The sequence below is a fragment of the Pullulanibacillus pueri genome (assembly GCF_014639255.1).
Classification (GTDB): Bacteria; Bacillota; Bacilli; order Bacillales; family Sporolactobacillaceae; genus Pullulanibacillus; species Pullulanibacillus pueri.
Genome location: NZ_BMFV01000005.1, coordinates 45,416 through 68,235, shown reverse-complemented (window position 1 = coordinate 68,235; position 22,820 = coordinate 45,416). Strand labels below are relative to the sequence as shown.

At 40.8% G+C, this 22,820-nt stretch carries 22 protein-coding genes; 17 read left to right on the top strand and 5 right to left on the bottom strand.

The genetic code is table 11. From position 1 onward, the window contains the following. The first annotated feature begins 58 nt into the window (after nucleotides 1-58). Genes IEV91_RS04890 through IEV91_RS04880 form a run of 3 tightly spaced genes read left to right on the top strand, consistent with a single transcriptional unit; the run spans nucleotide 59 to nucleotide 2,062 of the window. Entirely contained in the window at nucleotides 59-1,153 is a 1,095-nt protein-coding gene (locus IEV91_RS04890; RefSeq protein ID WP_188496381.1) for a glycosyltransferase family 2 protein, read from the top strand. After that, nucleotides 1,150-1,785 carry a glycerol-3-phosphate acyltransferase gene (locus IEV91_RS04885; RefSeq protein ID WP_188496295.1) on the top strand — a complete coding sequence of 212 codons (636 nt, stop codon included), beginning with the start codon at nucleotides 1,150-1,152 and terminating at the stop codon, nucleotides 1,783-1,785. Before IEV91_RS04890 ends, IEV91_RS04885 begins: the two co-directional genes overlap by 4 nt. Nucleotides 1,786-1,816: 31 nt before the next feature. Next, complete coding sequence (locus IEV91_RS04880; RefSeq protein ID WP_188496294.1) at nucleotides 1,817-2,062, top strand: hypothetical protein; 246 nt, start codon at nucleotides 1,817-1,819, stop codon at nucleotides 2,060-2,062. Here the strand turns inward: IEV91_RS04880 and IEV91_RS04875 are convergent. From IEV91_RS04875 to IEV91_RS04865, 3 genes are all read right to left on the bottom strand, one after another. After that, nucleotides 2,051-3,157, bottom strand: a complete 1,107-nt coding sequence (locus tag IEV91_RS04875; protein ID WP_188496293.1) for an NAD(P)/FAD-dependent oxidoreductase — start codon at nucleotides 3,155-3,157, stop codon at nucleotides 2,051-2,053. The genes IEV91_RS04880 and IEV91_RS04875 overlap by 12 nt on opposite strands. Before the next feature lie 281 nt (nucleotides 3,158-3,438). Beyond that, on the bottom strand, nucleotides 3,439-4,914 hold the full coding sequence (locus IEV91_RS04870; RefSeq protein WP_188496292.1) for a peptide MFS transporter: 1,476 nt from the start codon (nucleotides 4,912-4,914) through the stop codon (nucleotides 3,439-3,441). Between the two features lie 237 nt (nucleotides 4,915-5,151). Continuing rightward, nucleotides 5,152-5,511 carry a Lin0512 family protein gene (locus IEV91_RS04865; RefSeq protein WP_188496291.1) on the bottom strand — a complete coding sequence of 120 codons (360 nt, stop codon included), beginning with the start codon at nucleotides 5,509-5,511 and terminating at the stop codon, nucleotides 5,152-5,154. 190 nt (nucleotides 5,512-5,701) lie between these two features. Here IEV91_RS04865 and IEV91_RS04860 point away from each other — a divergent pair, with 190 nt between their 5' ends. The 3 genes from IEV91_RS04860 to IEV91_RS04850 are packed head-to-tail and all read left to right on the top strand — an operon-like array spanning nucleotide 5,702 to nucleotide 7,758. Next, nucleotides 5,702-6,676, top strand: coding sequence for a helix-turn-helix transcriptional regulator (locus tag IEV91_RS04860; RefSeq protein WP_188496290.1), 975 nt, complete (start codon nucleotides 5,702-5,704; stop codon nucleotides 6,674-6,676). Nucleotides 6,677-6,734: 58 nt separating this feature from the next. Next, nucleotides 6,735-7,208: a DinB family protein gene (locus IEV91_RS04855; RefSeq protein WP_188496289.1), complete on the top strand. Its 474-nt coding sequence runs from the start codon at nucleotides 6,735-6,737 to the stop codon at nucleotides 7,206-7,208. A 34-nt stretch (nucleotides 7,209-7,242) separates the two neighbouring features. After that, a complete protein-coding gene (locus tag IEV91_RS04850; RefSeq protein WP_188496288.1) occupies nucleotides 7,243-7,758 on the top strand; it encodes a DinB family protein in 516 nt (171 codons plus the stop codon). A gap of 565 nt (nucleotides 7,759-8,323) precedes the next feature. On the opposite strand, the gene IEV91_RS04845 is transcribed toward IEV91_RS04850, so the two are convergent. After that, complete coding sequence (locus IEV91_RS04845; RefSeq protein WP_188496287.1) at nucleotides 8,324-9,085, bottom strand: MerR family transcriptional regulator; 762 nt, start codon at nucleotides 9,083-9,085, stop codon at nucleotides 8,324-8,326. A gap of 225 nt (nucleotides 9,086-9,310) precedes the next feature. Between IEV91_RS04845 and IEV91_RS04840 the strand changes: the two genes are divergently transcribed. From IEV91_RS04840 to IEV91_RS04825, 4 genes are all read left to right on the top strand, one after another. After that, entirely contained in the window at nucleotides 9,311-9,991 is a 681-nt protein-coding gene (locus IEV91_RS04840; RefSeq protein ID WP_188496286.1) for a response regulator transcription factor, read from the top strand. Then, nucleotides 9,988-11,064: a sensor histidine kinase gene (locus tag IEV91_RS04835; RefSeq protein ID WP_188496285.1), complete on the top strand. Its 1,077-nt coding sequence runs from the start codon at nucleotides 9,988-9,990 to the stop codon at nucleotides 11,062-11,064. Before IEV91_RS04840 ends, IEV91_RS04835 begins: the two co-directional genes overlap by 4 nt. 300 nt (nucleotides 11,065-11,364) lie before the next feature. After that, nucleotides 11,365-12,603, top strand: coding sequence for a beta-N-acetylhexosaminidase (gene nagZ / locus IEV91_RS04830; RefSeq protein WP_188496284.1), 1,239 nt, complete (start codon nucleotides 11,365-11,367; stop codon nucleotides 12,601-12,603). A 290-nt stretch (nucleotides 12,604-12,893) separates the two neighbouring features. Continuing rightward, nucleotides 12,894-13,292, top strand: coding sequence for a GtrA family protein (locus tag IEV91_RS04825; protein ID WP_188496283.1), 399 nt, complete (start codon nucleotides 12,894-12,896; stop codon nucleotides 13,290-13,292). Nucleotide 13,293: 1 nt separating this feature from the next. On the opposite strand, the gene glmS is transcribed toward IEV91_RS04825, so the two are convergent. Next, on the bottom strand, nucleotides 13,294-15,129 hold the full coding sequence (glmS, locus tag IEV91_RS04820; RefSeq protein WP_188496282.1) for a glutamine--fructose-6-phosphate transaminase (isomerizing): 1,836 nt from the start codon (nucleotides 15,127-15,129) through the stop codon (nucleotides 13,294-13,296). A 308-nt stretch (nucleotides 15,130-15,437) separates the two neighbouring features. On the opposite strand from glmS, the gene IEV91_RS04815 reads away from it, so the two are divergent. The 7 genes from IEV91_RS04815 to IEV91_RS04785 all read left to right on the top strand — a co-directional run bounded on the left by IEV91_RS04815 (nucleotide 15,438) and on the right by IEV91_RS04785 (nucleotide 22,806). After that, a complete protein-coding gene (locus IEV91_RS04815) occupies nucleotides 15,438-15,980 on the top strand; it encodes a PadR family transcriptional regulator (protein ID WP_188496281.1) in 543 nt (180 codons plus the stop codon). Continuing rightward, nucleotides 15,973-17,598 (top strand): MFS transporter, encoded by a 1,626-nt coding sequence (locus tag IEV91_RS04810; RefSeq protein WP_188496280.1) that lies wholly within the window; start codon nucleotides 15,973-15,975, stop codon nucleotides 17,596-17,598. The genes IEV91_RS04815 and IEV91_RS04810 overlap by 8 nt, the downstream gene beginning before the upstream one ends. Before the next feature lie 608 nt (nucleotides 17,599-18,206). Then, complete coding sequence (locus tag IEV91_RS04805) at nucleotides 18,207-19,331, top strand: AAA family ATPase (protein ID WP_188496279.1); 1,125 nt, start codon at nucleotides 18,207-18,209, stop codon at nucleotides 19,329-19,331. Continuing rightward, nucleotides 19,321-20,550 carry a TadA family conjugal transfer-associated ATPase gene (locus tag IEV91_RS04800; RefSeq protein WP_188496278.1) on the top strand — a complete coding sequence of 410 codons (1,230 nt, stop codon included), beginning with the start codon at nucleotides 19,321-19,323 and terminating at the stop codon, nucleotides 20,548-20,550. Before IEV91_RS04805 ends, IEV91_RS04800 begins: the two co-directional genes overlap by 11 nt. A 27-nt stretch (nucleotides 20,551-20,577) precedes the next feature. Further along, the gene (locus IEV91_RS04795; protein ID WP_188496277.1) at nucleotides 20,578-21,531 is read left to right on the top strand and encodes a type II secretion system F family protein; all 954 of its coding nucleotides are present in this window, start codon (nucleotides 20,578-20,580) and stop codon (nucleotides 21,529-21,531) included. A 6-nt stretch (nucleotides 21,532-21,537) separates the two neighbouring features. Beyond that, a complete protein-coding gene (locus IEV91_RS04790) occupies nucleotides 21,538-22,401 on the top strand; it encodes a type II secretion system F family protein (RefSeq protein WP_188496276.1) in 864 nt (287 codons plus the stop codon). A gap of 204 nt (nucleotides 22,402-22,605) precedes the next feature. After that, on the top strand, nucleotides 22,606-22,806 hold the full coding sequence (locus IEV91_RS04785; protein ID WP_308420013.1) for a Flp1 family type IVb pilin: 201 nt from the start codon (nucleotides 22,606-22,608) through the stop codon (nucleotides 22,804-22,806). Nucleotides 22,807-22,820: the final 14 nt, after the last annotated feature.

Genomic DNA, 22,820 nt, shown 5'->3' with positions numbered 1-22,820 from the left:
TGTTATTCCCTTGTTCAATAGATTTTAAAATTGCTATTTTTAGGGGATGTGAAACGTGATGGGGCTATTCTTTTTTATTATATTGGGGTGTCTTTCAGGTTTTATACTCATGAAGAGGAAGACGGTCCCCATCCATTGGGAGCCTTATAAGGAGAAAGGAAAGCTTTCGATTATTATTCCAGCACGTAATGAGGAAGAAAATATTGCGCATCTGTTGGACTCGTTACACGCGCAAACCTATCATCCTTATGAGATTATTGTTGTCAATGATGGTTCCAGTGATCAAACGAAGGCTGTTGCGGAAAGTTATGGGGTGAAGGTGATCGATTGTCCAAAATTACCTCAAGGCTGGACGGGGAAAACATGGGCAGTATGGAATGGCTTTTTACGGTCAACAGGTGAATTGATTGCTTTTCTTGATGCCGATATTCGCTTGGCCCCTCAAGCCCTGGAGATATTATTGAAGGCTCGGCAAAAATCTGGGGGGGTTCTTTCGATAGTGCCCTACCATTTCACGAAAAAGTTGTATGAGCGCTTAGCGTTAGTTTTCAACATTCTTGGGGTTTTTGCCTTTACCTCACCATTTGAAATTAAGAATCCGCGCAAAGGTCTTTATGGCTCCTGTATTCTTACCACTAGAGAAGATTATGAAAAGGTAAAGGGTCATGACAGTATTAAATCAGAGATTTTGGATGACTTAAATCTTGGTGCACGCTTCATTGAAGAAGGGATTGCGGTTCATAATTATATCGGTGGGGACCTTGTCGCCTTTCGTATGTACCCTCAAGGGATTAAGAGTGAATTTCAAGGCTTTGGAAAAGGGGCAGTGTTAAGCACCACCTCCTTAAGAGCACCCACACTCCTCTTTGTTGTTCTCTGGATTTTAGGTCTCGTGGTGTCTGAATCCTTTCTCTTCTTTTTAGAGACATCCTTTTTTCTTCCTCTATTCATTGGTTATCTTCTTTATATGCTGCAAATCGTTTATTTCGTCAAATTCGTCGGGCGCTTCGGTTTCATAATGCCTATCTTTCATATCCTTTCAACGCTATTCTTTCTTATTGTTATTTTATATTCAGTTTACCAAGTCGTTTTTCTTAAGGAAGTGACTTGGAAAGGGAGAACAGTTGAAGTGGGGAGGAAGCGGCAGCTATGATTCTTTTAGTCATCTTAGGAGAGTTTCTTTGTGGCGCTTTGATGTTTTCCTATTGGCTAGGGCTTATCGCACGAAAGAACCTTAGAATGGTGGGTGATGGGAATCCTGGAGCCTCTAATCTCTGGAAATCAGCTGGCTATAAATATGGGATAGTGGGGATTGTCCTCGATTTCTTAAAAGGCTACTTTCCACTAGTGCTACTTGTTGAGAGTCATTTTGTGAGTGGTTATCTGGTGATTCCGACTGCTCTTGCGCCCATTTTAGGGCATGCGTTTTCCCCATTTCTTAAATTTAGAGGAGGAAAGGCGTTAGCGGTAACTTTTGGTGTCTGGTGCGCGTTAACTAAGTTTGAGGTTGGACTGGTCTATGCGATTTTATTAGCTGTATTTTTAGGGATAACACTGATCATAAAAAAAGGCCAATCATCAAGTGATTGGGATAGTCTCCAAGCGATTTTAGGTATGTTACTCATTTCTGTATATCTTTATTTTAGGCATTACCCAAGCGAGATCCGTTGGATCGGACTCGGAAATTTAATGATCATGCTTTACACGAATAAAGGGAACCTAATACACCTTTTTCATAGAAGAATCAAAGAAAATAAGAAGTCCGATGGTGGCTTTAGTGCTTAAGCGGACAACCGATTTAGGATAGTTAAAGTGGGTGTTCAAAGATGGAGTAGGAAACGGAGAGCGTCATCAAAATACGGAGACTTCAGCGGGGATAGGGCGAGCGACACCTCACGAAGAGCCGCCAGAATTGTTCCGAGGAACTGGCGCCGAAGCTTGTCTAGAAGACGCAGGGACAGGGAATTTTTGGTCTGAATCCCTTGGAAACCCGCTACTCCATTATATAAGTGCTCCAATCTTAATAAAGCTAGAAACAGGAGTTCAAACGTCATTCTTGTAATGGTGGACTATTCAAGCTTCCGAGAAACTGGTGATACGCGCGCACCTTGACTCGCCAAGCTCTTTTACTCTTAAGTGAGTGATTTTGGAAGAGGTAAAGGGCTGCTTGATTGCCTATATATAGGGTGGATCCCGTATTTTTGGGTGGCTCATAAAGATAGCCCTCGCCATTTAAGGCATAGCCTCTAAGATTCTCCCATAAGATGTCGGCCTGTAATGACACCATGGTATCAAGATCAACACCCACTTGAGTTTGAGAAAGGGAAATACATTCCCCAGCTCCGAATATATAAGGAAAGGCCTTTACTTGCAAAGTTTCTTCAACCCTTAAAAACCCTTTTTCATCAGTAGGGAGAAGGGCTTGTTCAAACATCCTCGGTCCGCGTGGTGGGGTGAGCCACAATAGGTCGGTATAAGGAACAGGAGCTGTTGAATCCATTAAGAGTCTATTTTCCTGTACTGTGGGCAGACTTGTCGTTTTTATTAAATGAATGCCCTGAGACTTCATCCGCTTTTCTAGTTTTGTAGAAAGCTTTGGGAAACAGCCTGGAAAAAACGTTGGATGACAAATGAGAGTCACAGGCTGCATGACTTTATTTTTATTTCGCCAGGCTTGAAATGAAAAAGCTATTTCTATCGCCGTTTGACTGCCACCCACTATGACGAGATTATCGGAAGTGCGCAATTTAGGCACTCTCTGAAGAAAGCGTGATTTTTGCTGAAGAGTTACTGCTTTGTCCGCAACTAATGGCTGTTCGCCACCTTCATTAAGCCCTTCAATATTAAAGGACACGATATCAAAGGCTAAAAGGTCTCCCCGATCCGTCAGAATTCTTTTTCGAGGGGCATCCAAGGATAATGCAGCCGCCTTTATCCATTTGACATTCGCTTGAGTTGCAAGAGGCTCAATATTCAGGCGTGTTTTTTTGAGTTCATTGTGTCCTTCAATAAGTTCAGGCAGTAGGCCGGAATGATAATAATACTTATCGGGTGTGAGTAGAGTCACTTCCATGAGAGGCTGTGGTGTATCTTTAAATTGTTTTAAAAGCTGTAAGTGCGCACGTTGAGCGCCGATTAATAATAGTTTTTTAATCAAAGCCACCTCCATTTAGAAAATCATACAAGCGCAAAAGTCGAAGTAGACATTCAAATTTTCCATCCCATGATTTGTATACCTTAATAATAACGGACATAAGTACAAATGAAAAATGAAGGGGCCATATTTAGTTCCCAAAAGTTAATGTTACTTGAGGGGTTATTTAGATTAAGATAGTGATAGGACTTCAGGATCAGTAGTTCAAAAAAACAGTCCCCGCAATGTTGCTGCAGGGACTGAAAATAAAACGGTGTGACGAATACTTTTCCATATTATTCTTTTTAATCAAGGCCACGCATGTGACGGTGAATCATAGGTGACAGGAAGAAGATAACAATACCAAGAAGAACACCAACTAATCCGATATAACCGAAATAGGAAACTTCAGTATGAGCATTATATAAAGGCGTTAACTTGGCATTGATACCTTGTGCACAAGCGTCAGAGAGTAACCAAAGGCTCATTGTTTGTGCTTGAAAAGCTGAAGGCGCCAGCTTGGTTGTGACCGACAATCCAACTGGGGACAAACATAATTCACCAATAACCACAATGAGGAAACTCAATGCAAGCCATATCGGACTTGAAAGGGCATTGGTCCCATTCACGATTGCAGGTATGACCATAATGAGGAAGGAAAGCCCTGCGAAAATCAACCCAAGTGAAAATTTATGAGGGGTGATTGGTTGGCGTTTCCCAAGCTTCGTCCATATGGCTGCAAGCACTGGTGCTAAAATGACAATAAAGATAGGGTTCAGCGATTGAAACCATGAAGAAGCTATTGTAAAGCCTCCAAAGGATAATTGCGTTCTTTCGTCCGCGTAAATGGCTAAAACAACAGAGCCCTGTTCTTCAATAGACCAAAAGATGACGGCCGCAATAAACAAGGGGATATACGCGTATAGACGTGACTTTTCGACATCAGAGGTTCTCTTACTCCTCAACATAACGATAAAATAACATAAGGGAATAAGGACACCTAAAATGCTGATAACAGTAGTAAATGCATTAATTGTGAGATGACCTGTTAAGGCACCGATTATAACAAGAAGGGCAAGGATAATAATGCCTATAAGAATGCGGCTATAAACGGTTTTCTTCTCATCACTTGAGAGCGGATGAGGAACATTAAGCCCCGCCTTACCTAATGTTCTAGGACTGGTGACGACATAAAAAATAAGACCTAACGCCATCCCTATTGCAGCGGTACCGAAACCTAAATGATAGTTTATTTTTTGACCGAGGGTACCGGCAATGTATGGGGCAATAAAAGCACCAAGATTGACGCCCATATAGAAAATACTAAAACCTGCGTCACGACGTGAATCAGTTTTACTGTATAGGTCACCGACAACATTTGAAACATTAGGCTTTAATAAGCCCGTACCGATGACAATTAGAACCATGGAAATAAATAAAGCCGCGAGTCCACCTGGAAAAGAAAGGGCGATATGACCGAGCATAATTAAGATGCCGCCATAAAGAATCGTTCGTCTACTTCCGAGTATCCGGTCGGAGATCCAACCACCAATAATCCCAGACATGTACACTAACGCTCCATATACAGAGACAATCGAGGCTGCAGTCCCTTGATCCAACCCTAATCCACCATTGTAGACATGGTCATACATATAATAAATAAGGAGTGCTTTCATGCCATAGTAAGAAAACCGCTCCCATAGCTCAGTAGAAAAGAGTGTAAATAAGCCTCGTGGGTGTCCGAAAAATGTCTTTTCTGAAGATGTATCTCTTGAAGCCAATTTTAAAACCTCACCAACTTTAAAATATTTTGAAAATGGGGTAAAAATCCATCTATTATATTAGCGTAAAATAGAAAAACTAAGTAGTCAAGTATTCGAAGGAATTTAGTAATTTTGGGGGTTTTCAGAAAAAGTATCCATGGTTAAAGGGTAAAATGAAAAAAGTGAGGGGGTACCATCTATTGACGGCGCTCTCACTTTTTTGGTTTTCGGGCTGATTAAAGAGTCAATTATTTATTAATACCCTGTTTCAACGGAAGCATTGACGATATACATCAAATCATTTTTATCCTCTTTATCTTCTAGGAAGATACCACTGGATGTTTTCATACCACCATCCATCACTTCTACTGTCACTGTACCATAAGGGATTTCCTTTTTTACTCGCTCAATATCAAGTTTTTCCTTATCGCAAGGCACAGCAAGCTTAATGTTGACTTTCATATTGTTAAGGTCTTGACCGGGCAAAAGGTTTTTAATTCCCGGCATGGAGTTGGTATGAATCGCATTTACAATCGCACGGACTGAAGCTTTGGTTATATCCTGTCCATGAACATCAACGCCAAACCCCGTTTGGATGAAGAGTAGATTTTCCATTAGAAGATGGCCTCCTTAATAAATTGTGCTCCTATGTGCTTAGTCGCTTGGAAGACTAAGGCTAATGCTAGTATAACAGGTCTTACCCCATTCCCGCTTATGTTAGCGAAGGAGGAAATGATGCGGTGAAAGGCGAAGTGTAATGCAACAATAAAACATAAGGTCGGTCTTTGGTTAGGAGGGCAAGAATTTGTCAAAGTCTGATAATATGCTAGCAATTTTGTGGCTTTTACGAGCAAGAAAACGGATGACGGCCAAGGCGTTATCTGAAGAGTTAGAGATGAACATTCGCACTGTATACCGCTATATCGATGCCTTATGTGCAAGTGGTGTCCCGATTATTGCTGACTCAGGTCATAATGGCGGTTATCAGTTGCTCGATGATTTCATAGAAGCCCCATTATTTTTCAATGCCGATGAACAAAAGGCACTGGTGCATGCAGCGCGCTTTGCGATTGAAGCAGGCTATCCCTATGGTGATGTGCTCGATCAAGCGATCACCAAATTGAAAAGGTATTCAAATGAGGACCAGCGTGAAGCAATCGATCGTTATGCGCTTGGTTTAGATGTAATTCAACCTCCCTTCAATCAAACTCTACAGCCTCTTTTACAGGACATTGAGAAAGCCGTAGTCGGCTGTTGCACGCTAAGTATTGATTACCAAAAAGAGCATGCCCCTAAGTCTCAGTTACGGTCTATTGATCCCTATGGACTGGTTTACTGGCTGGGAAAGTGGTATGTCGTCGGTCATTGCCATTTGCGTCAAGCTATTCGAAGCTTTCGAGTCGATCGTATTCATCAGTTAACGATACATGAAAAACACTTTGAACGGCCTCCGGGCTTTGATGCCAAGGCCTTTTTTCTTGAAAGGTTACTCCCGATTACGAATCCTAAAGAAGAACTGATAGATATTCATATAGCAGGTCATCCACAAACACTGAAAGACTTACGCACTCATTGGTTTCTTGGCCATACTGTTGTGGACGCCCAAGGAGATGAGATTCATTTTAGAATGGATAAGAAGTCAGCGCTAGGTTATCTTCCTCACATTCTCCTTTCTTATGAAAAGAGTATTCATGTTATCGCACCTCAGATCTTAAGGGAAAAATTAGTCGCGGTGGCTTCTGATCTCCTGACATATTATCAGTCGAATGAACTTCACTGACGCCCGTTGTCAGTCATGTTTCGTTAACATTGAAGAAAAAGTGAAAGGAAGTGTTATAGTGACTCAGGTTGAAACAATGATGCAAGAATGGTTAAGGCATCGGAATGTGCTGGAAAAGGTATTAATGACACTAAAAGATGCGGATATGACGTTCAAGCCTTGGGAGGGGGCAATGACACTCGGCCAGCTTCCTGTACATATTGCCTATTGGTCTCGAGCATTTGTGACTTTGGTCAAAGTTGGAGATGCAGAATTTTCTCAGTTAATAGCAGCCGAACCAAAAGGTAACTCATATAGAACGTTTGATGACGTCTATCAAACCGTTCAAGCTTGGACAGAGGAAACAAAGGCTGCCTATGCTGCTTTAAGTGACGAGGACCTTGAAGTGGAAAATCAATCAAAGATTCCTAATTTTAATGGTCCAAGGAAGATGTTTTTAACACTAATGCATGATCATGAGGTCCATCATAAAGGTCAGCTTTTTGTTTATGCGAGAATGGTAGGTGTTCAGGAGTTGCCATTCTTCTGTTAAAAAAGAAAAAATTTGATGATAAAGAGGTGCTAGGATGTCACGACAAACGCAAGATTTATATGGCTACCATAAGTGGGCCAATCAACGTATTTTTAAACATTTAAAATCGTTACCTGAAGGCATTGATGAAAAGGAAGTGCAGAGCGTTTTTCCTTCGATTGCTGAAGTGCTCTCACATATTTATCGTGTTGATCAGATATGGTTCTCAGTTATGAAAGGCGAGGCCTTTGATGAGACGATGGAAGTGGTTGCACGTGTACAAAAGGAAATTAAAGGGAAGAATCTCATTCAAATAGAAGAGATGTATCAGAATGTTTCTGAAGCGTTCCAAGCCTTTCTTGAAGATCAAGACAATCTGGATAAAATTATTGAATGTGCACATCCTGAATTTGGACGCTTAGAAACCCCGCTGTCACAGTTAGTACAACATGTCGTCAATCATGGGACGTATCATCGGGGGAATATAACTGCAATGCTGCGCCAAATGGGTTATGCGGGCGTTCCAACAGATTATATTTTTTATCTTTATGAATTAGCACAAGTCAATTGATATAAGCATTGCTTGTACTTCGGCGCTTCGCTAAGCATAGCCTGATGTTGTGTGTTCACACTCACATATTAAGGTTGGTTGTCACCAAGGCTTAGGCATCGTCAGCAACAAGTGAATTGCAGCGTTCTGAAGCGGAAAACTACATTGTCCCAATGACCAAAGTTTTACACATTTTATTCTGCTTTGGTACCTTATCCTTTGCTTTGTATAAGAGGCTGGGCCATACGGAATAAGCCAAGTCAAAAGACGGACAATCATATTTTTAAACATGAGTAAGTGTCATAACGCAAATATAAAGCGTAGTCAAAATACGTAAACTCAAAAAAATCGTAAGAACCACGATTTTTTCTGAGAAGATGATTCTCCTAGTCGCTTTCCTTAGTCCTGCGGGAATAGCACAAGCTGAAGATCCATCGGGATAACATATTTCAATCCCGAGTGAGCTGAGGCCGTGTCCGCAGAAAGCGAAGGATCTTGACGGAGAGACTTACGTACAAAGGAAAAACCGCACGACTTTAAAATCGTTTGGTTTTTCCTTTGTCTTATATACTTTTATCCCAGCCTCTTAGATCTTATCTGTGTGATGTGCTGCGAAGGTCTCGGCAGCAATACAAAGATAGTAAGAAAGTCCAGTTTGCTGATCTTCAAGCATATTTCGATGGAAGTCATCATTTAAAAAGAAGCGACTTTGTTGAGCGAACTGTTCGGGTTGGGTTTCATGACCATGAGAATTCAGAAATTCAATGTGTTTTTTCATTAACCTTTGTACGTGCTCATCATCAAATTTCACCCCTGTTGTTAAAGCTTGTGCCATCGCTTGTATAAAACTTGTGGCCTCTTGTGCTGAAACATTCATTTCTTGGATGTCAATCGTCTTTTCCTCCATAAGATCGACACCATAGTTTTCCTTCAAATAGGCACTTTGCTCTTCTAAGGCTTTCTTCCACTCCTCTTCACTTTGAAATCCCTTGAACATTTGTGATTCGTCCATAATGGCTCCTTTCTCGGTGAACGTGATCGATTCGTTAATAGTCCGCACGAGTTGCTCTGTTCGTCTCATACGCTCAAGCAAGAGTGCTTTTTGCTTGAGTAAAAGCGACAAACGATCAGGTTCACTGTCTAATAATTTTTTGATCTCTTTGAGAGGGAAATCGAGTGCTCGATAAAACAAGATATGCTGCAGACGTTCAAGCTCCTTTCTCCCGTAAAGCCGATAACCAGAATGACTGATTTGCTCTGGAAGCAACAGACCGATTTTATGATAGTGGTGCAAGGTTTTTATCGTCACATTGCCAAGCTTTGAAAGATCTTTTACTGTATAAAGCATGATTTCCCTCCTTGTTTTCCTATGTTATAGCCTCCCCTAAGAGGAGGGTCAAGAGCGTGCGACCATTTTGGGTTATTTTACGTTCATATTCAGTTCATAAAAACATTGTATCTTAAAAGAGTCCACAATATAGAAAAACTCCCATGAAGGTGGGGGTTCTCGTTTCTTAAAAAGCGTTTTAGTGTATGCTTGAGAAAGTGAATTAAATTTAGAGGGATGAGTACCATGACGAAAATATTAATTGTTGATGATGATCCTTATATTCGAGAATTGATTGGTGTTTTCCTACGCCAAGAAGGATTTGATATCCATGAAGCCTCTGATGGAGAAGAAGCGCTGAGTGTTCTTGAATCGATAAAAGTAGATTTAGTCATTCTTGATATTATGATGCCTAATATGGATGGGTGGGAGCTCTGTCAAGAAATTAGAAGGTACTATGATGAAGAACTGCCTCTTCTTATGCTGACAGCCAAGGGGGAAACGAAACAAAAAGTGAAAGGGTTCGACCTAGGCACCGATGATTACATGGTAAAACCTTTTGAACCCATTGAGTTAGTTGCACGGGTAAAGGCCTTGCTCAAAAGATATAAAATTTCCCTTTCTAGAAAAATCCAAATTGGTGATCTCACCTTGAATCAAAAGAGCTACGAGGTCTTCGATGGTGATCAGCCGTTGACGCTTCCACTGAAAGAATTTGAATTGCTTTTTAAATTAGGATCGCAACCCGGTAAAACCTTCTCAAGGGAACAACTCATTGAAGATATCTGGGGGTTCGACTATGAAGGTGATGAACGGACCGTTGATGTTCATATTAAACGGCTAAGGCAGCGTTTAGCTCAACATGAAGAACAGTTTAAAATCGTTACGATTCGCGGGCTTGGATACAGGTTGGAGGTGTATGCATGAAAAAATTTTGGAATATCTTAAAGCATGTTTTAGGGGCTTTAGGGATCATCGGTGCACTCCTTCTTTGTTGGTCACTCGCCTTTCTCGTGGATCACTGGGTGTTTAATCGAATTGCATGGTCACCGCCGCTTTTTATCCATCAATTAATGATTTCAACCTTTGGCTTTATTATCTTTGGTTTTATTATGTTTTGTGTGAGTCGCATCACTCGGATACAAGAAAGGCAAAAAAAGCTATTTGGCTCTATTATTGATGCCATGGAAAATATTGCGCAAGGGAATTTTAATATTGATTTAACCTATCAATTTCCAGGCCAAAATGAAAGGCATCCCTTTAACCATATTGTGAAGACCGTTAAGCACATGGCTGAAGAACTAGGGGAAATGGAGCATATGCGTCAGGAGTTTATCTCCAATGTGTCCCATGAAATTCAATCGCCATTAACGTCTATCAGCGGTTTTGCCCAGGCGCTGCAAAGCGATCATTTATCTGATCAAGAGCGTAAGCATTATCTTGAAATTATAGAAACAGAGAGTAAACGTCTGTCTCAGATGAGTGAAAACCTGTTGAAGCTCACTTCACTTGAAGGAGAGCATGCCCCTTTTGAACCCAAAGCCTATCGTTTGGATCAGCAATTGCGGAGTGTGGTCTTAACTTGTGAACCCCAGTGGCTTAACAAAAAGATTGATATGGAGGTTAATCTAGAGAAGGTGATGATCACGGGCGATGAAGCGCTCTTGAACCAGGTTTGGATCAACCTCATTCATAATAGTATCAAGTTCACACCTGAGCACGGCAAGATATACGTGTCTATAGAACAGACCGAGGAGGAGGTCGCTGTGAAGATTGCTGATACGGGTGTGGGGATGACGAAGGAGACTCAGGCTCGTATCTTTGAAAGATTCTATAAAGCCGACAAATCGAGAAATCGCTCAGTTGGTGGCAATGGGCTAGGTCTTTCGATTGTAAAGAAGATTATCGAGATGCATCATGGGGACATTCAAGTCGAAAGTAGGCCTAATGAAGGCACACAATTTACGGTCAGTTTAGCCAAAAAAACATTGGACAACTAAAGAGAGAAGTGTTGAAAAATCAGGTCACCGGCCTGTTTTTTTTTTTGCGAAGAGAAAGGTTAAAGTCGGTCATTAAATGACATTAAGAAACGGGTCGCTTCCACGAATACTTAAAGAGGTAGGAGGGAAAACGCGCTTTCATTGAAAAAATTCATTAGATTTCTTACCCATTGTTAGAAGGTGGGGAACTTCTTTTAATAATCTTTAAGTTTATTAAGTCATAGAATAATGCCAATACTGGTTAGCAACTTAGAGAGATGGGCCTAGAATTTCAGTGTCTATCTAAGGGGGAGTATCTTTTTGAAGAAACTGATCGTGATAATTGCGGTATGTCTTTTCACTATAGGATTGATCGGATGTTCGAGCCAGAAGTTCTCTCAAAAAGCTAACGGAGCAGCATCACCCAAACAGCACCATGAGGAAGGAGATAAAGGAATAGCTGCTAAAATTAACAAAATGAGTTTGGATGAAAAGTTAGGGCAAATGCTGATGGTAGGTGTTGAAGGAACAACGATGGGAGCCAATGAAAGGATGTTTATACGTGATAAGCATGTTGGTGGAGTCATCTTGTATGGTAAGAATGTCCAAAGTACTGCTCAAACGGTTCAGCTTATTAATCAATTAAAATCTATGAATCAGAATGCGGGCAATCCTTTGCCGCTTTTTATTAGTGTAGATCAAGAAGGAGGGGATGTAGAACGCATGCCAAATACCATCACATCCCTACCTGCAAATGCGAAGGTGGGTCAGTTAGATGATCAAGATTTTTCTAAAGAGATGGGGCAGGTGATAGGTAAGGAATTGCAAGCCTTTGGGTTTAATATGGATTTTGCGCCAGTGCTTGATATTAAGGAATCGGAACAGGCCGCTATCGGTAATCGATCGTTCAGTTCGGATAAAAAGATCGTGAGTCAGTTGGGTGTAGCTACCATGAAGGGCATACAGTCGGAGAAAGTGGTCCCTGTTGTTAAGCATTTCCCAGGCTATGGGAGTGTAACAGTGGATGCTCACGCTGATTTACCGCAGATTAACTATGGATTGAAACGCCTAGAAGCCGAGGATTGGGCGCCTTATAAACAGGCAATCGCGAGTGGAGCCGATGCGGTTATGGTGACCCATCTCATGGTACCGCAGTTAAATGCTAAGTATCCTGCCTCGATGTCTCAGACCATTATGACCGATATGTTAAGAAACAAATTAAAGTTTAAGGGTGTTGTGATTACAGATGATATGACGATGGGAGCTATTGAAAAACATTATCCTGTTGACGAGGCGGCAATAAGATCAATAAAGGCAGGTGCTGATATTGTTCTTATCGCTTATCATAAGAATGAACAACTTGGGGCGCTAAACGCGCTAAAAAAAGCTGTTCATGACGGAGATATTTCAATGAAACGTATTGATGAAAGCGTGGCTAGAATCATGATGTTAAAGCAGAAATATAAGCTATCTAATGAGCCCCGTCCTCAGGTAAATATCGATGCGCTTAATCAATCTATACAAACTGTTTTAAACGGGAAGCGCGAGAAAAGTGAGTGAATCTAACATGCTTTATATCTCTTATTTCTTCAAGAGCAGCCTCTATTTTTCCAATCATTGGGGTGTAATGAATGTTAGAGGGGAATAATACAATAACAGGGTAGAGTCTGTGAGATAATCAAACGCTGTTTTGGGAGTGTCCTTAAAAATTTATGGGGGTAGCATCATTCTTCGTGAAAAGTGAGACTCAATCAGCAGAGAGCATTCTGCTGAAGAGTAGTTGATCAGAATCGGGCATCATTGGGTAGGGAGTCTTCTTCTTATGATGCGAGATAAAGGAAGTGTGATCCATGTTTAAAAAATATTTGACTCTCATAAAGATAGGGATCGTTGGTTTCCTAAATCTAGGCATTGATTTTTTTGTATTTACTTTCTTGTCTTATTGTGGTTTTCCATATTTAGCGGCACAGAGTCTGTCTTATTGTTGTGGGCTGGTGAATAGCTATGCCTTGAATCGAATGTGGGCCATTCAAGTGAAAAAAAGCCAAAGTGAATTCATAAAATTTACAGGAGTAAACTTAATCACTTTGGTTTTTGCTTCAGGTCTCTTATTCTTTTTCTTCCAAGTCACGGGTTGGCCCTTATTTTTAAGTAAACTTGTTGCCACCTCAATCGGAGCGATTATAAATTATATTGGAGCCCATTTTTTTGTCTTCCAAGTTACCGAAATGGAAAGAGAAAATATGTGAACTACTCTACAGTTAAACTTTTGGCGAGGTTACGGGGTCTATCGACATCGTAACCTCGCACTGTTCCGGCATAATAAGCGAGTAATTGTAAAGGGATAGCTGCTAAGATCGGCATGAGAAACGGGTGTGCCTCTGGGATGTAGAGCACTTCATCAACAACGTCACTGACATCACTGTCCCCTGTGGTGGTGATACCAACAACAAAGGCATCCCGGGCTTTGAGTTCCCTAATATTACTGATTGTTTTCTCACGAAGTTTCTCCTGTGTGGCTAGGGCGATGACCGGTACTCCAGGTGTAATTAAGGCCATGGTACCATGCTTCATTTCCCCTGCTGCATAGGCATCGGCGTGTAAATAAGCCACTTCTTGTAACTTCAGTGCCCCCTCGAGTGCGAGAACATAGTCTAAACCTCTTCCAATTAAGAAGAGATGGTCCTGATCATTGGTCACTTGAGCAAATTGATCGATGGCGTCTTGAGTCATAATTAAGGATTTCTCAATATCCTCTGGCAGTTGGTGTAAGGCATTTAAGAGATCAGGTATGAGTGCCATACCTGGGCCGTTTGTTTTTTCTGTAAGCGCAATAGCGAGTAACATTAATGCACTAATTTGTGAGGTGTACGCCTTAGTGGCTGCTACCGCGAGTTCGGGACCAGCGCTTGTAAACAGCGTATAATCTGCCTTTCTTGCGATGTTTCTCCTCTTATTATTAGTAATAGCAATCGTTGGACAACCACAGCGTTTCGCCTCTTTTAATGCAGACAAAGTATCTGCAGTCTCTCCCGATTGACTTAAAACAATAACAAGATTACCTGGACCGAGGCTACCATGCTCACAGCTAAATTCAGAGGATATCGAGACCTCAACAGGAATGTCAAGCATTGTATCTAGAAGCTTTTTTCCGATGATCCCTGAATGATAAGAAGTCCCGCTGCCAACAATATCGATCTTACGAATCCGATGAACATCAAGCTCAGCGAAGAAAGCATCAAGTTCGGGAAGGATAACGCCTTCTGAGGTTAATCGTCCGTCTAATGTGCGCTTAATCGCTTTGGGCTGTTCCATAATTTCCTTTAACATGTAATGTTCATGATCTTGAAGGTGTATCGCTTCTTTAGACATTTCTATAAAGACCTTCTTAGGTTCAAGAAGCTCACCAAGGAGTGTCTTTACTTTTGTTCCATCCGGCGTTAGGATCGCCATTTCACCGTTTTTGATCGGATGGATTTCCCTTGTGTATGTAAGCAAGGCTGGAATGTCTGAAGATAAAAAGGCTTCATGTTTACCAAATCCAAGAATCAGTGGGTTCTCTTGAGAAATAGCGATGATGGTATTAGGCTCTGAGTGAGACATGATGGCAAGCGCAAAAGCCCCCTTTAATAAAGGAATCACTTTTTGAACTGTTTCCTCAAAGTTCCCTGTATTGTAATGGGAGAGTAAATGGGGGATGACCTCCGTATCTGTTTCCGTAACAAAAACATGACCTTCAGAAGTTAACATCCTTTTCAGCTGATGATCATTTTCAATAATTCCGTTATGGACAACAAAGAATTGATTTTTGTCGTCGCTCAATGGATGAGAATTAAGTGCGGAAGGAGTTCCGTGAGAAGCCCAGCGGGTATGACCAATGCCGAGTGTTCCTTTTGCTATCGGTTCAAGGATCAGTGAGGCTTCTAAATCCTCTATGCGTCCCATCTCTTTTCGAACCTCAATACGCTGATGATTAGAAATGGCGAGTCCTGCTGAATCATATCCACGATAATCGAGCTGTTTTAAGCAGTCTAATAAAATGGGCTGAGCCGGTTGCTTGCCAATGTATCCAACAATACCACTCATCCTCTTCACCTCACATTCCATGTTAATTGATGATCAATACATCATGTTCATCTCTATTCAAAAATACAGCATTAAATTTTCAGAAAATAACTATATAAAGTGAGTATACCACGGACAAGTATCAATGGGGTATTGATGTCAATATATTGATAGTTTAAGGTAAAAAACTTAGTAAATCTATAGGGAATTGTGGTTATTTGTTGTTATTCTGGTTGATTACTTATAGGGAGGTATAAAGTTGACAAATATATCTTAAAGATATATTTTATTGATATATCTTTAAGATATATTATGAGGAAGTGGGAAAAATGTATGAACTCTATATTCTCGGGGAGTTAATGGATCGCCCTTACCATGGCTATTTATTGCAAATGATAATTAATCGTGTCGTTGGGCCGATAAGAAAGATAAGTTGGGGGGTCCTTTACCCGCTGATTCATGAACTGGAAGAGGATCATCTTATAGAGGAAGTAGAGGTAACTACTGAAGGAAAGGGAAGAAAGAAAAAAACCTATCAAATTACTCCACTGGGTAAAGAACGATTTTATCGCTTAATGGAAGAACCGATTGAATATAAATCGGATTATGAAGTGCATTTTTATATAAAGGTGAGCAATATTGACCATGTGACTCGTGATGTAGCCTTAGTCATTTATCATCATTATAAGGATTATCTTCGCTATCTCCGGCGTCACATTGAAGAATTAAAAGCACATGTTGAGGGTGAAGATAATATCCCTAAGAATGAAGTCCCGAATATTTTAAGTGTACTTGAGCATCGCCTACTCCAAAATCAAGTGAGTGAAGAGTGGGTACTTAAAAAAATTGAAGAACTTAAGGAGAATGGATAAGAAGATGACAGTGAATCAACAGGGACAAGCTAAAGTTGAACGCAAATGGTGGGCTTTAGGAGCTGTTTGCTTTGGACTATTTATGGCATTATTGGATGTCACAATTGTGAATGTCGCATTGCCGGCCATTCAGGCAGATTTACATACTAATTTTTCAAGTTTAGAATGGGTGATTAGTGCCTATACTTTAGTGTTTGCGGTAGCGCTAGTGACCGTGAGTCGACTAGGAGACATCTTTGGACGGAAGACATTATTTATATTAGGTCTCTCCGTTTTTACCATTGGGTCATTACTATGCGCGTTGTCTAGCGATATCACTATTGCGGGTTTATCTCATATCGCGACACTCAATATTTCTCGTGGGATTCAAGGATTAGGAGCTTCAGCCATGATGCCATTATCCTTAGCAATTATTTCTGCGACTTTTCAAGGGAAACAAAGAGGGATGGCCATTGGTATATGGGGAGGCATCAGTGGTTTGGCTACAGCCATTGGTCCACTAGTCGGTGGAATTCTTGTTGATAAAATTAATTGGCAATCGATTTTTTATCTCAATGTTCCTATCGGTGTGATAGGTGTCTTACTATCTTTATGGGCAATTTCTCAGTCAAAGGATGAATCAGCCGGTAAGAAGGTCGATGTTTTTGGACTTCTGACGTTTACTATTTTTATGTTCTGCCTTGTTTTTGGTTTGATCAAGGTGAATGATGCAAATTTGAGTTGGTCGTCTCCTGAAATACTAGGACTGTGGGCAGTGGGGGCCGTGGCTATTATTGTGTTTATTATCGGTGAACTGAAGTTGAAAAATCCTATGGTCGACCCACGTTTATTTAAAACACCAAGCTTTACTGGAGCGGCAGTGGCGGCTTTTTGTTTAAGTGCCGGGATGTACGCTTTACTGTTTTATCTTTCCCTTTACTTTCAGAATTTCCTAGGATTTGATGCTTTAGAGACCGGCCTGCGTTTTATAACCTTTAGTGCGCTCTCCTTTTTAATGGGGCCGATTGCTGGGGCATTAATGGGAAAAGCCAATCCAAAATGGTTGATTGTCATTGCATTAATTCTTATGGCCATTGGGGTCTGGTTGATGTCAGGTGTATCACCAACGGATCAAGCGGCAGATTGGATTGCTTTGCTTCCAGGTTTTATCATTGCTGGCATTGGAAATGGATTGATTAATCCCCCGATCTCAAATCTAGCGATTGGAACGGTGGAGCCCCGACGAGCAGGGATGGCTTCGGGTGTTAATAATGTGGCACGACAAATCGGTATCGCTTTTGGTACGGCTTTCTTTGGAGCTGTTTTAGCCAATCATTATACCACCTTGATCACGGATAAAATTAATGCTTTACAAGCGTCACAATTGACCTCAAAGGTGAAAGAATCGATGATCAATGGTATCGGTCAGGCGGGTCCGATTGCTGGGAGTACTGGACTGACAGGTTCGGGTGACGGAAATGCTTTTCAGAATAATCCACTGTTCCCTACGATTAAGGAGATAGCCCGTTCTTCATTCGTCGAAGGGACAAGCGATATTATAAAAATTGCGGCTGTTATTCTCGCCATTGGAGCCGTTTCTTGTCTCTTTCTAATTCGTAACAAGGATATGAAACATTAATAGAGTGAGACCAACACCCTTCACATTAATAGTGGAGGGTGTTTTTTGCAGCTTTTTCTGACTCTATTAACATATTGAGGGATAACGACAATTTAAAAGAATTTTAAAAAGGTCACCAGCTTGTGAGAGTGGCACTTCTTTTGTTAGTCAGCGACTTCACTTGTGCGGGCGCAATGCCCATTTGTTAATCAACTCACCCCTTTTGTTTGGCGACGGCATTCTTTTGTGAATCTGCAAGAAAATAGGTATCAAGGAAAAGGCATGTGACCCATTTTGAAAACACTTCAGGCACCGGATGCGTTTGGTAAAAAAGACCTACTAATATAGGTCTTTTGGTTTAGTCCAAAAATATAATAATTAAAAATTTATAGTATAAAAGTTGCGTTTGTTTATAAGTATATTGACCTTATCTACAGTCTTTTCTAAACTTTGTTTGTTCATATTTTCTTTTTAGTCTAGAAAATAAAGAAAATGACTTCAGGTATAAATAATCAAAGGATTCATACTATATCAAAATATGTATACCTTCTTTTGGTTATATGAGCCTCTTTGGAAGTGGTTTGGGAACCAATACATAGTTCTTTGATGTGGTGAGGGGGGAGAAATGGATGAAGAAGCTCAAATTAATGATGGCTGACACAGATGCAGACTATATGGAATCAGTCGCTGTCTATTTACGTTCATCCCATGAGGGCGTGAAATTTGATGTGAAGCTATTCTCAACATCTGAAAATGTCTCACATTATTTATCAAACCATGAACAAATAGATATTCTGCTTATTGCTCCAGAGTTACTTACTCAAGAGCTACCGATTCAGCATGTCGGGCTTGTGCTCATGCTTGAGGATGAACGTATTGCTCGCTATGATTCAACGTTTATCAGGATTTTTAAATACCAGCCTCTTAATAAGCTCATTTCTGATATTCTATCTCATTACTATGATGAGAATGGAAAGATCCAAAGCTTTCATTACGAAATGGGTAGGACGAAGGTATTATCCATGTATTCAGCGTCAGGTGGGGTAGGAAAGACCACGCTAGCTATAAGCCTAGCAAGACAGTTAGCGTTGGCAGATAAGAAAGTTTTTTACCTCAATTTAGAATTGATTAATTCCACATCACTGTATCTCACTTCATTAGATGACCAGCCTTCAACCCAAATTTTGTACCATGTAAAAACGAGTAAAGATCAGCTTGTTTCTAAAATTGAGTCCTTAAAAAAATATAGTGCGGACATGAAAGTCGAGTATTTCGATCTAGCTATAAATCCTGAAGAAATGTTAGATCTCACTGAAGAGGATGTGAATACACTTGTCTCTGGATTATTAGAAACGAAACATTATGACTTTATCATCATTGATGGTGATGATTCCCTAGATCCAAGAATGCAAGCGGCCTTGAATGTCAGCGACTTTATTCTTTGGGTGCTGAATAACGAAAGACAAAGCTTCTTTAAAACCGAGGAGCTGATGAAACAAGGTAAAGTTTTTTTTGAAAAGGAAGCGGAGTTAGGGGAAAAATTATTATTTATTTTAAATCAGTTTACGGGAACGCTTGCTGAGGAATTTAAGATAGCATCCCTCCCGATTAAAGAATATACACCGTTCATTCCTGAATGGAAGCAGTTAAGAAGTGGGACACAGTTATTATCAACGCCCTTATTTTCAGAGGACTTTCTTCATCACTTAGGTGTACAGACAACAGCGCAAGGTGGCGTATTTTATGGTCAGTGATCAAGTGGTTCATGAGTTAATTGAGCGATTACGAGAAACATTGGATTTTATGCATTCAACAACGAATGAAGAGCTTTTAGAATACGTGGAGGGCACTGTTTTTGAGTACGCCAAGGAACAGCCTGTTACATCTTCTGAGATAAAAGAACTCGTCGATAGAATCTACCATGCCTTACGGGGATTAGATGTTCTTCAGCCTTTAATCGATGATCCTACGATAACGGAAATTATGGTCAATCATCATGAAGAAATTTTTATAGAGCGGCATGGGGAAACCGTTCAAGTGCCGGTCCGTTTTGAAAGTCAACAAAAGCTGGAGGATATTATTCAAGCCATTGTTTCCAAGGTCAATCGAGTCGTTAATGAGTCCTCGCCAATAGTGGATGCCCGCTTACAAGATGGTTCGCGGGTCAACGTGGTTCTCCCTCCAATTTCACTCAAAGGACCCACGATGACAATACGTAAATTTCCAGATAAACCTCTAACCGTTGAGAATCTCATACAGTTCCAGTCAATTTCAGAGGAAGCGGCGGACTTTTTAAAACAATTGGTTATCGCCAAATACAACATTTTTATTGGTGGCGGGACAGGATCAGGGAAAACAACCTTTCTTAATGTGCTTTCAAACTTTATTCCTAAACATGAAAGAATCATTACCATTGAGGACTCTGCTGAGCTGCAATTAAGAAGTGTGCCTAACCTTGTCAGTATGGAGACGAGAAATGCAAATACGGAGGGCCGTGGAGAGGTGACGATTAGGGAATTGATTAAAACCTCATTGCGGATGCGTCCGGATCGTATTATTGTTGGCGAGGTTCGTGGGGCTGAAACATTGGATATGTTACAGGCGATGAATACCGGCCATGATGGTTCATTATCCACAGGTCATGCCAATTCCGTTGAAGATATGTTAAGCAGGCTTGAGACGATGGTGCTTAGTGGTGCTCAGCTACCGGTAGAAGTGATTCGCAAGCAAATGAGTTCGGCCTTAGATATTATGGTCCACCTCATGAGAATGCGTGACTATTCAAGAAAGGTGATTGCTATTAGTGAGGTTCTTTCTGTAAGAGATGGAGATATTGAATTAAATCCACTTTTTGAGTTCGTTGAGGAAGGGGAAGGGCCGGATGGTCAAGTCTTAGGATCTCTTCAAAGAACGGGAAATCCTTTGAAAAATACCTTTAAATTGAAAATGGCTGGTCTCGGAGTCCCCTCATAACCATATTTTTAAAAGCGGTGATAAAAAATGGTAACAAATATTATATTAGGGGTTATCCTCGTAGGACTTATAAGTGCTTTATTCTTTTCGATTAGCCGACGTAAAAAACGTGAAGGGATCCCTAAGGAACAACCAGAGATAAATGTAGAAAAGGAGAAGGTACACTCCTCGGCCCTTTCAGAAAGAATGAAAAAATATACGCATACGCTTCAGAAGCCTAAGGGAAGAAGTCATTTAACCTACTATGCAGAGTACGACATGAAGCCTCTTGAATATGGCCTTTATGCAACCTTAGCAGGTATTTTCTTATTCTTTGTTGGTTATCTCTTTTATTCTACGATTATTGTGGCCTGCGGCTTTGCCCTACTCGGTTTATTTTATCCGAAAATGCGGAAGAAGGCCCTTTTGGAGAAACGAAAGGAACAGCTTCGAATGCAATTTAAGGAGGCCATTTCTTCATTGTCTTCCTCACTGGCTGCGGGACGTTCAACAGAGAATAGTTTCCGAGAGGTTCTAGCTGATCTCAGTCTCCTCTATCCGGACCCAAACACTTATATTATTCGTGAGTTTCAGATTATTAATAGCCGTGTCGAGAATGGAGAGCCGATTGAACGCGCGTTAGAAGATTTTGCTCGGCGGTCTGATATTGAAGATATTCAGAATTTTTCTGATGTTTTTATTACGTGTAAAAGAACAGGCGGAGATCTTGTCATGGTTATTCGTCGAACGACAGATATCATTACAGAAAAGTTAGATATTCAACAGGAAGTCTCAGTGATGATTGCCCAAAAGCGATTCGAATCTAAAGTATTAAGTATTATTCCTATATTTGTGATCTTGCTTTTGAAATATAGTTCGGGAGGGTATATGGATCCATTGTATGACTGGGGATCTTTAGGGCCTTTTGTGATGACCGTGTGTCTCTTTATTTTAGGTTTATCCTACTGGTTAGGACAAAAGATCATGAAAATTAAGGTGTAGATGCTAATGGTTTTTTATGGGATATTTTCAATCCTGCTTATCGTTATGTACTTCATTTTATCAATGAAGGCTAAAAAAACGTATGCCATGTTTGTAGAAAGATATAAGAGCGGTTCTTCCCTTGTTTTTATGGCGCCGGTTTCTCTTTATATTATCGATCGTTTGAATATTATCGATCGTTTATATAGCCGTATCTCGTTTGTTCAACGAACGATGATCAGTTTGTATGGTAGTCGGGATGCGCTGCAATACACGAAGATGTTTTTAGCCCAGCTCATTTCAACTGTTCTCATTTGTTTATTGGGGAGCTCCGTGTTTGCTTTGCTGTCACAAGGGGATACCACCATTTTTATCGCCGGCTGTATTATTACGGTGATGGTGCCGGTGGTCATGTTTAAGCGCATTATTAATATGGAAAATGAGCGCCGGAACGCGATTGTGACCGAGTTGCCAGAGGTTGTTAATAAAATCGTTCTTTTGATTAATGCTGGGGAAACCGTTCAGCAGGCACTGATTCGATGTGTGGCAACAAAGCAGGCTGAGGACGGGCCACTCTATAAAGATCTTAGGGAAGCTGTCAATAAGCTCACGAGTAATGAACCCTTTCATTCAGTGATGAATGAGTTGAGTAAAAATTGTGGGATCCAGGAGGTCTCCATTTTTACTACGACCATTTTATTGAATTATCGAAAGGGTGGCCATGACCTCGTTTTAGCGTTAAGAGAGCTTTCGCACGAGCTTTGGGAAAAGCGAAAATCGATCTCAAAGACCAAGGGCGAGGAAGCCTCATCTAAACTTGTGTTTCCGCTCGTTTTGATTTTTGTCGCTGTAATGATTATTGTTGGTTATCCCGCTTTATCATTGCTGTAATAGAGAATTGATTGGGCTATTTATCCTGGTGCAACCGTCTGTAAGATTTCGACTTCAAAACATGAAGTGATACAAAGCGGTTTAAGTGGGAGTAGCGGGTGCTAACACCCCCCGATGGGTTCAACTCATAATCAGTAGAGGAAAGCCAAAAACCTCCACTGATTGAAGTTTCACTTTATTTATAAAAACAGGAGAGTGAGAGATGTGAAAGCATTGACATTATGGATGAAACACTTTTGGGAAGATGAAGAGGGATTACAAACCCTTGAAATTATGCTTATTATTGCGGTGATCGTGGTCATTGCCTTAATGTTCCGTGACAAAATTACTTCATGGATTCAGAAGCTATTTGATGTAGGAGATAAAAATATTGACCAGTTTGGCACTGGCGGTGGTGGGGAGTAAGGGATACTGACAGA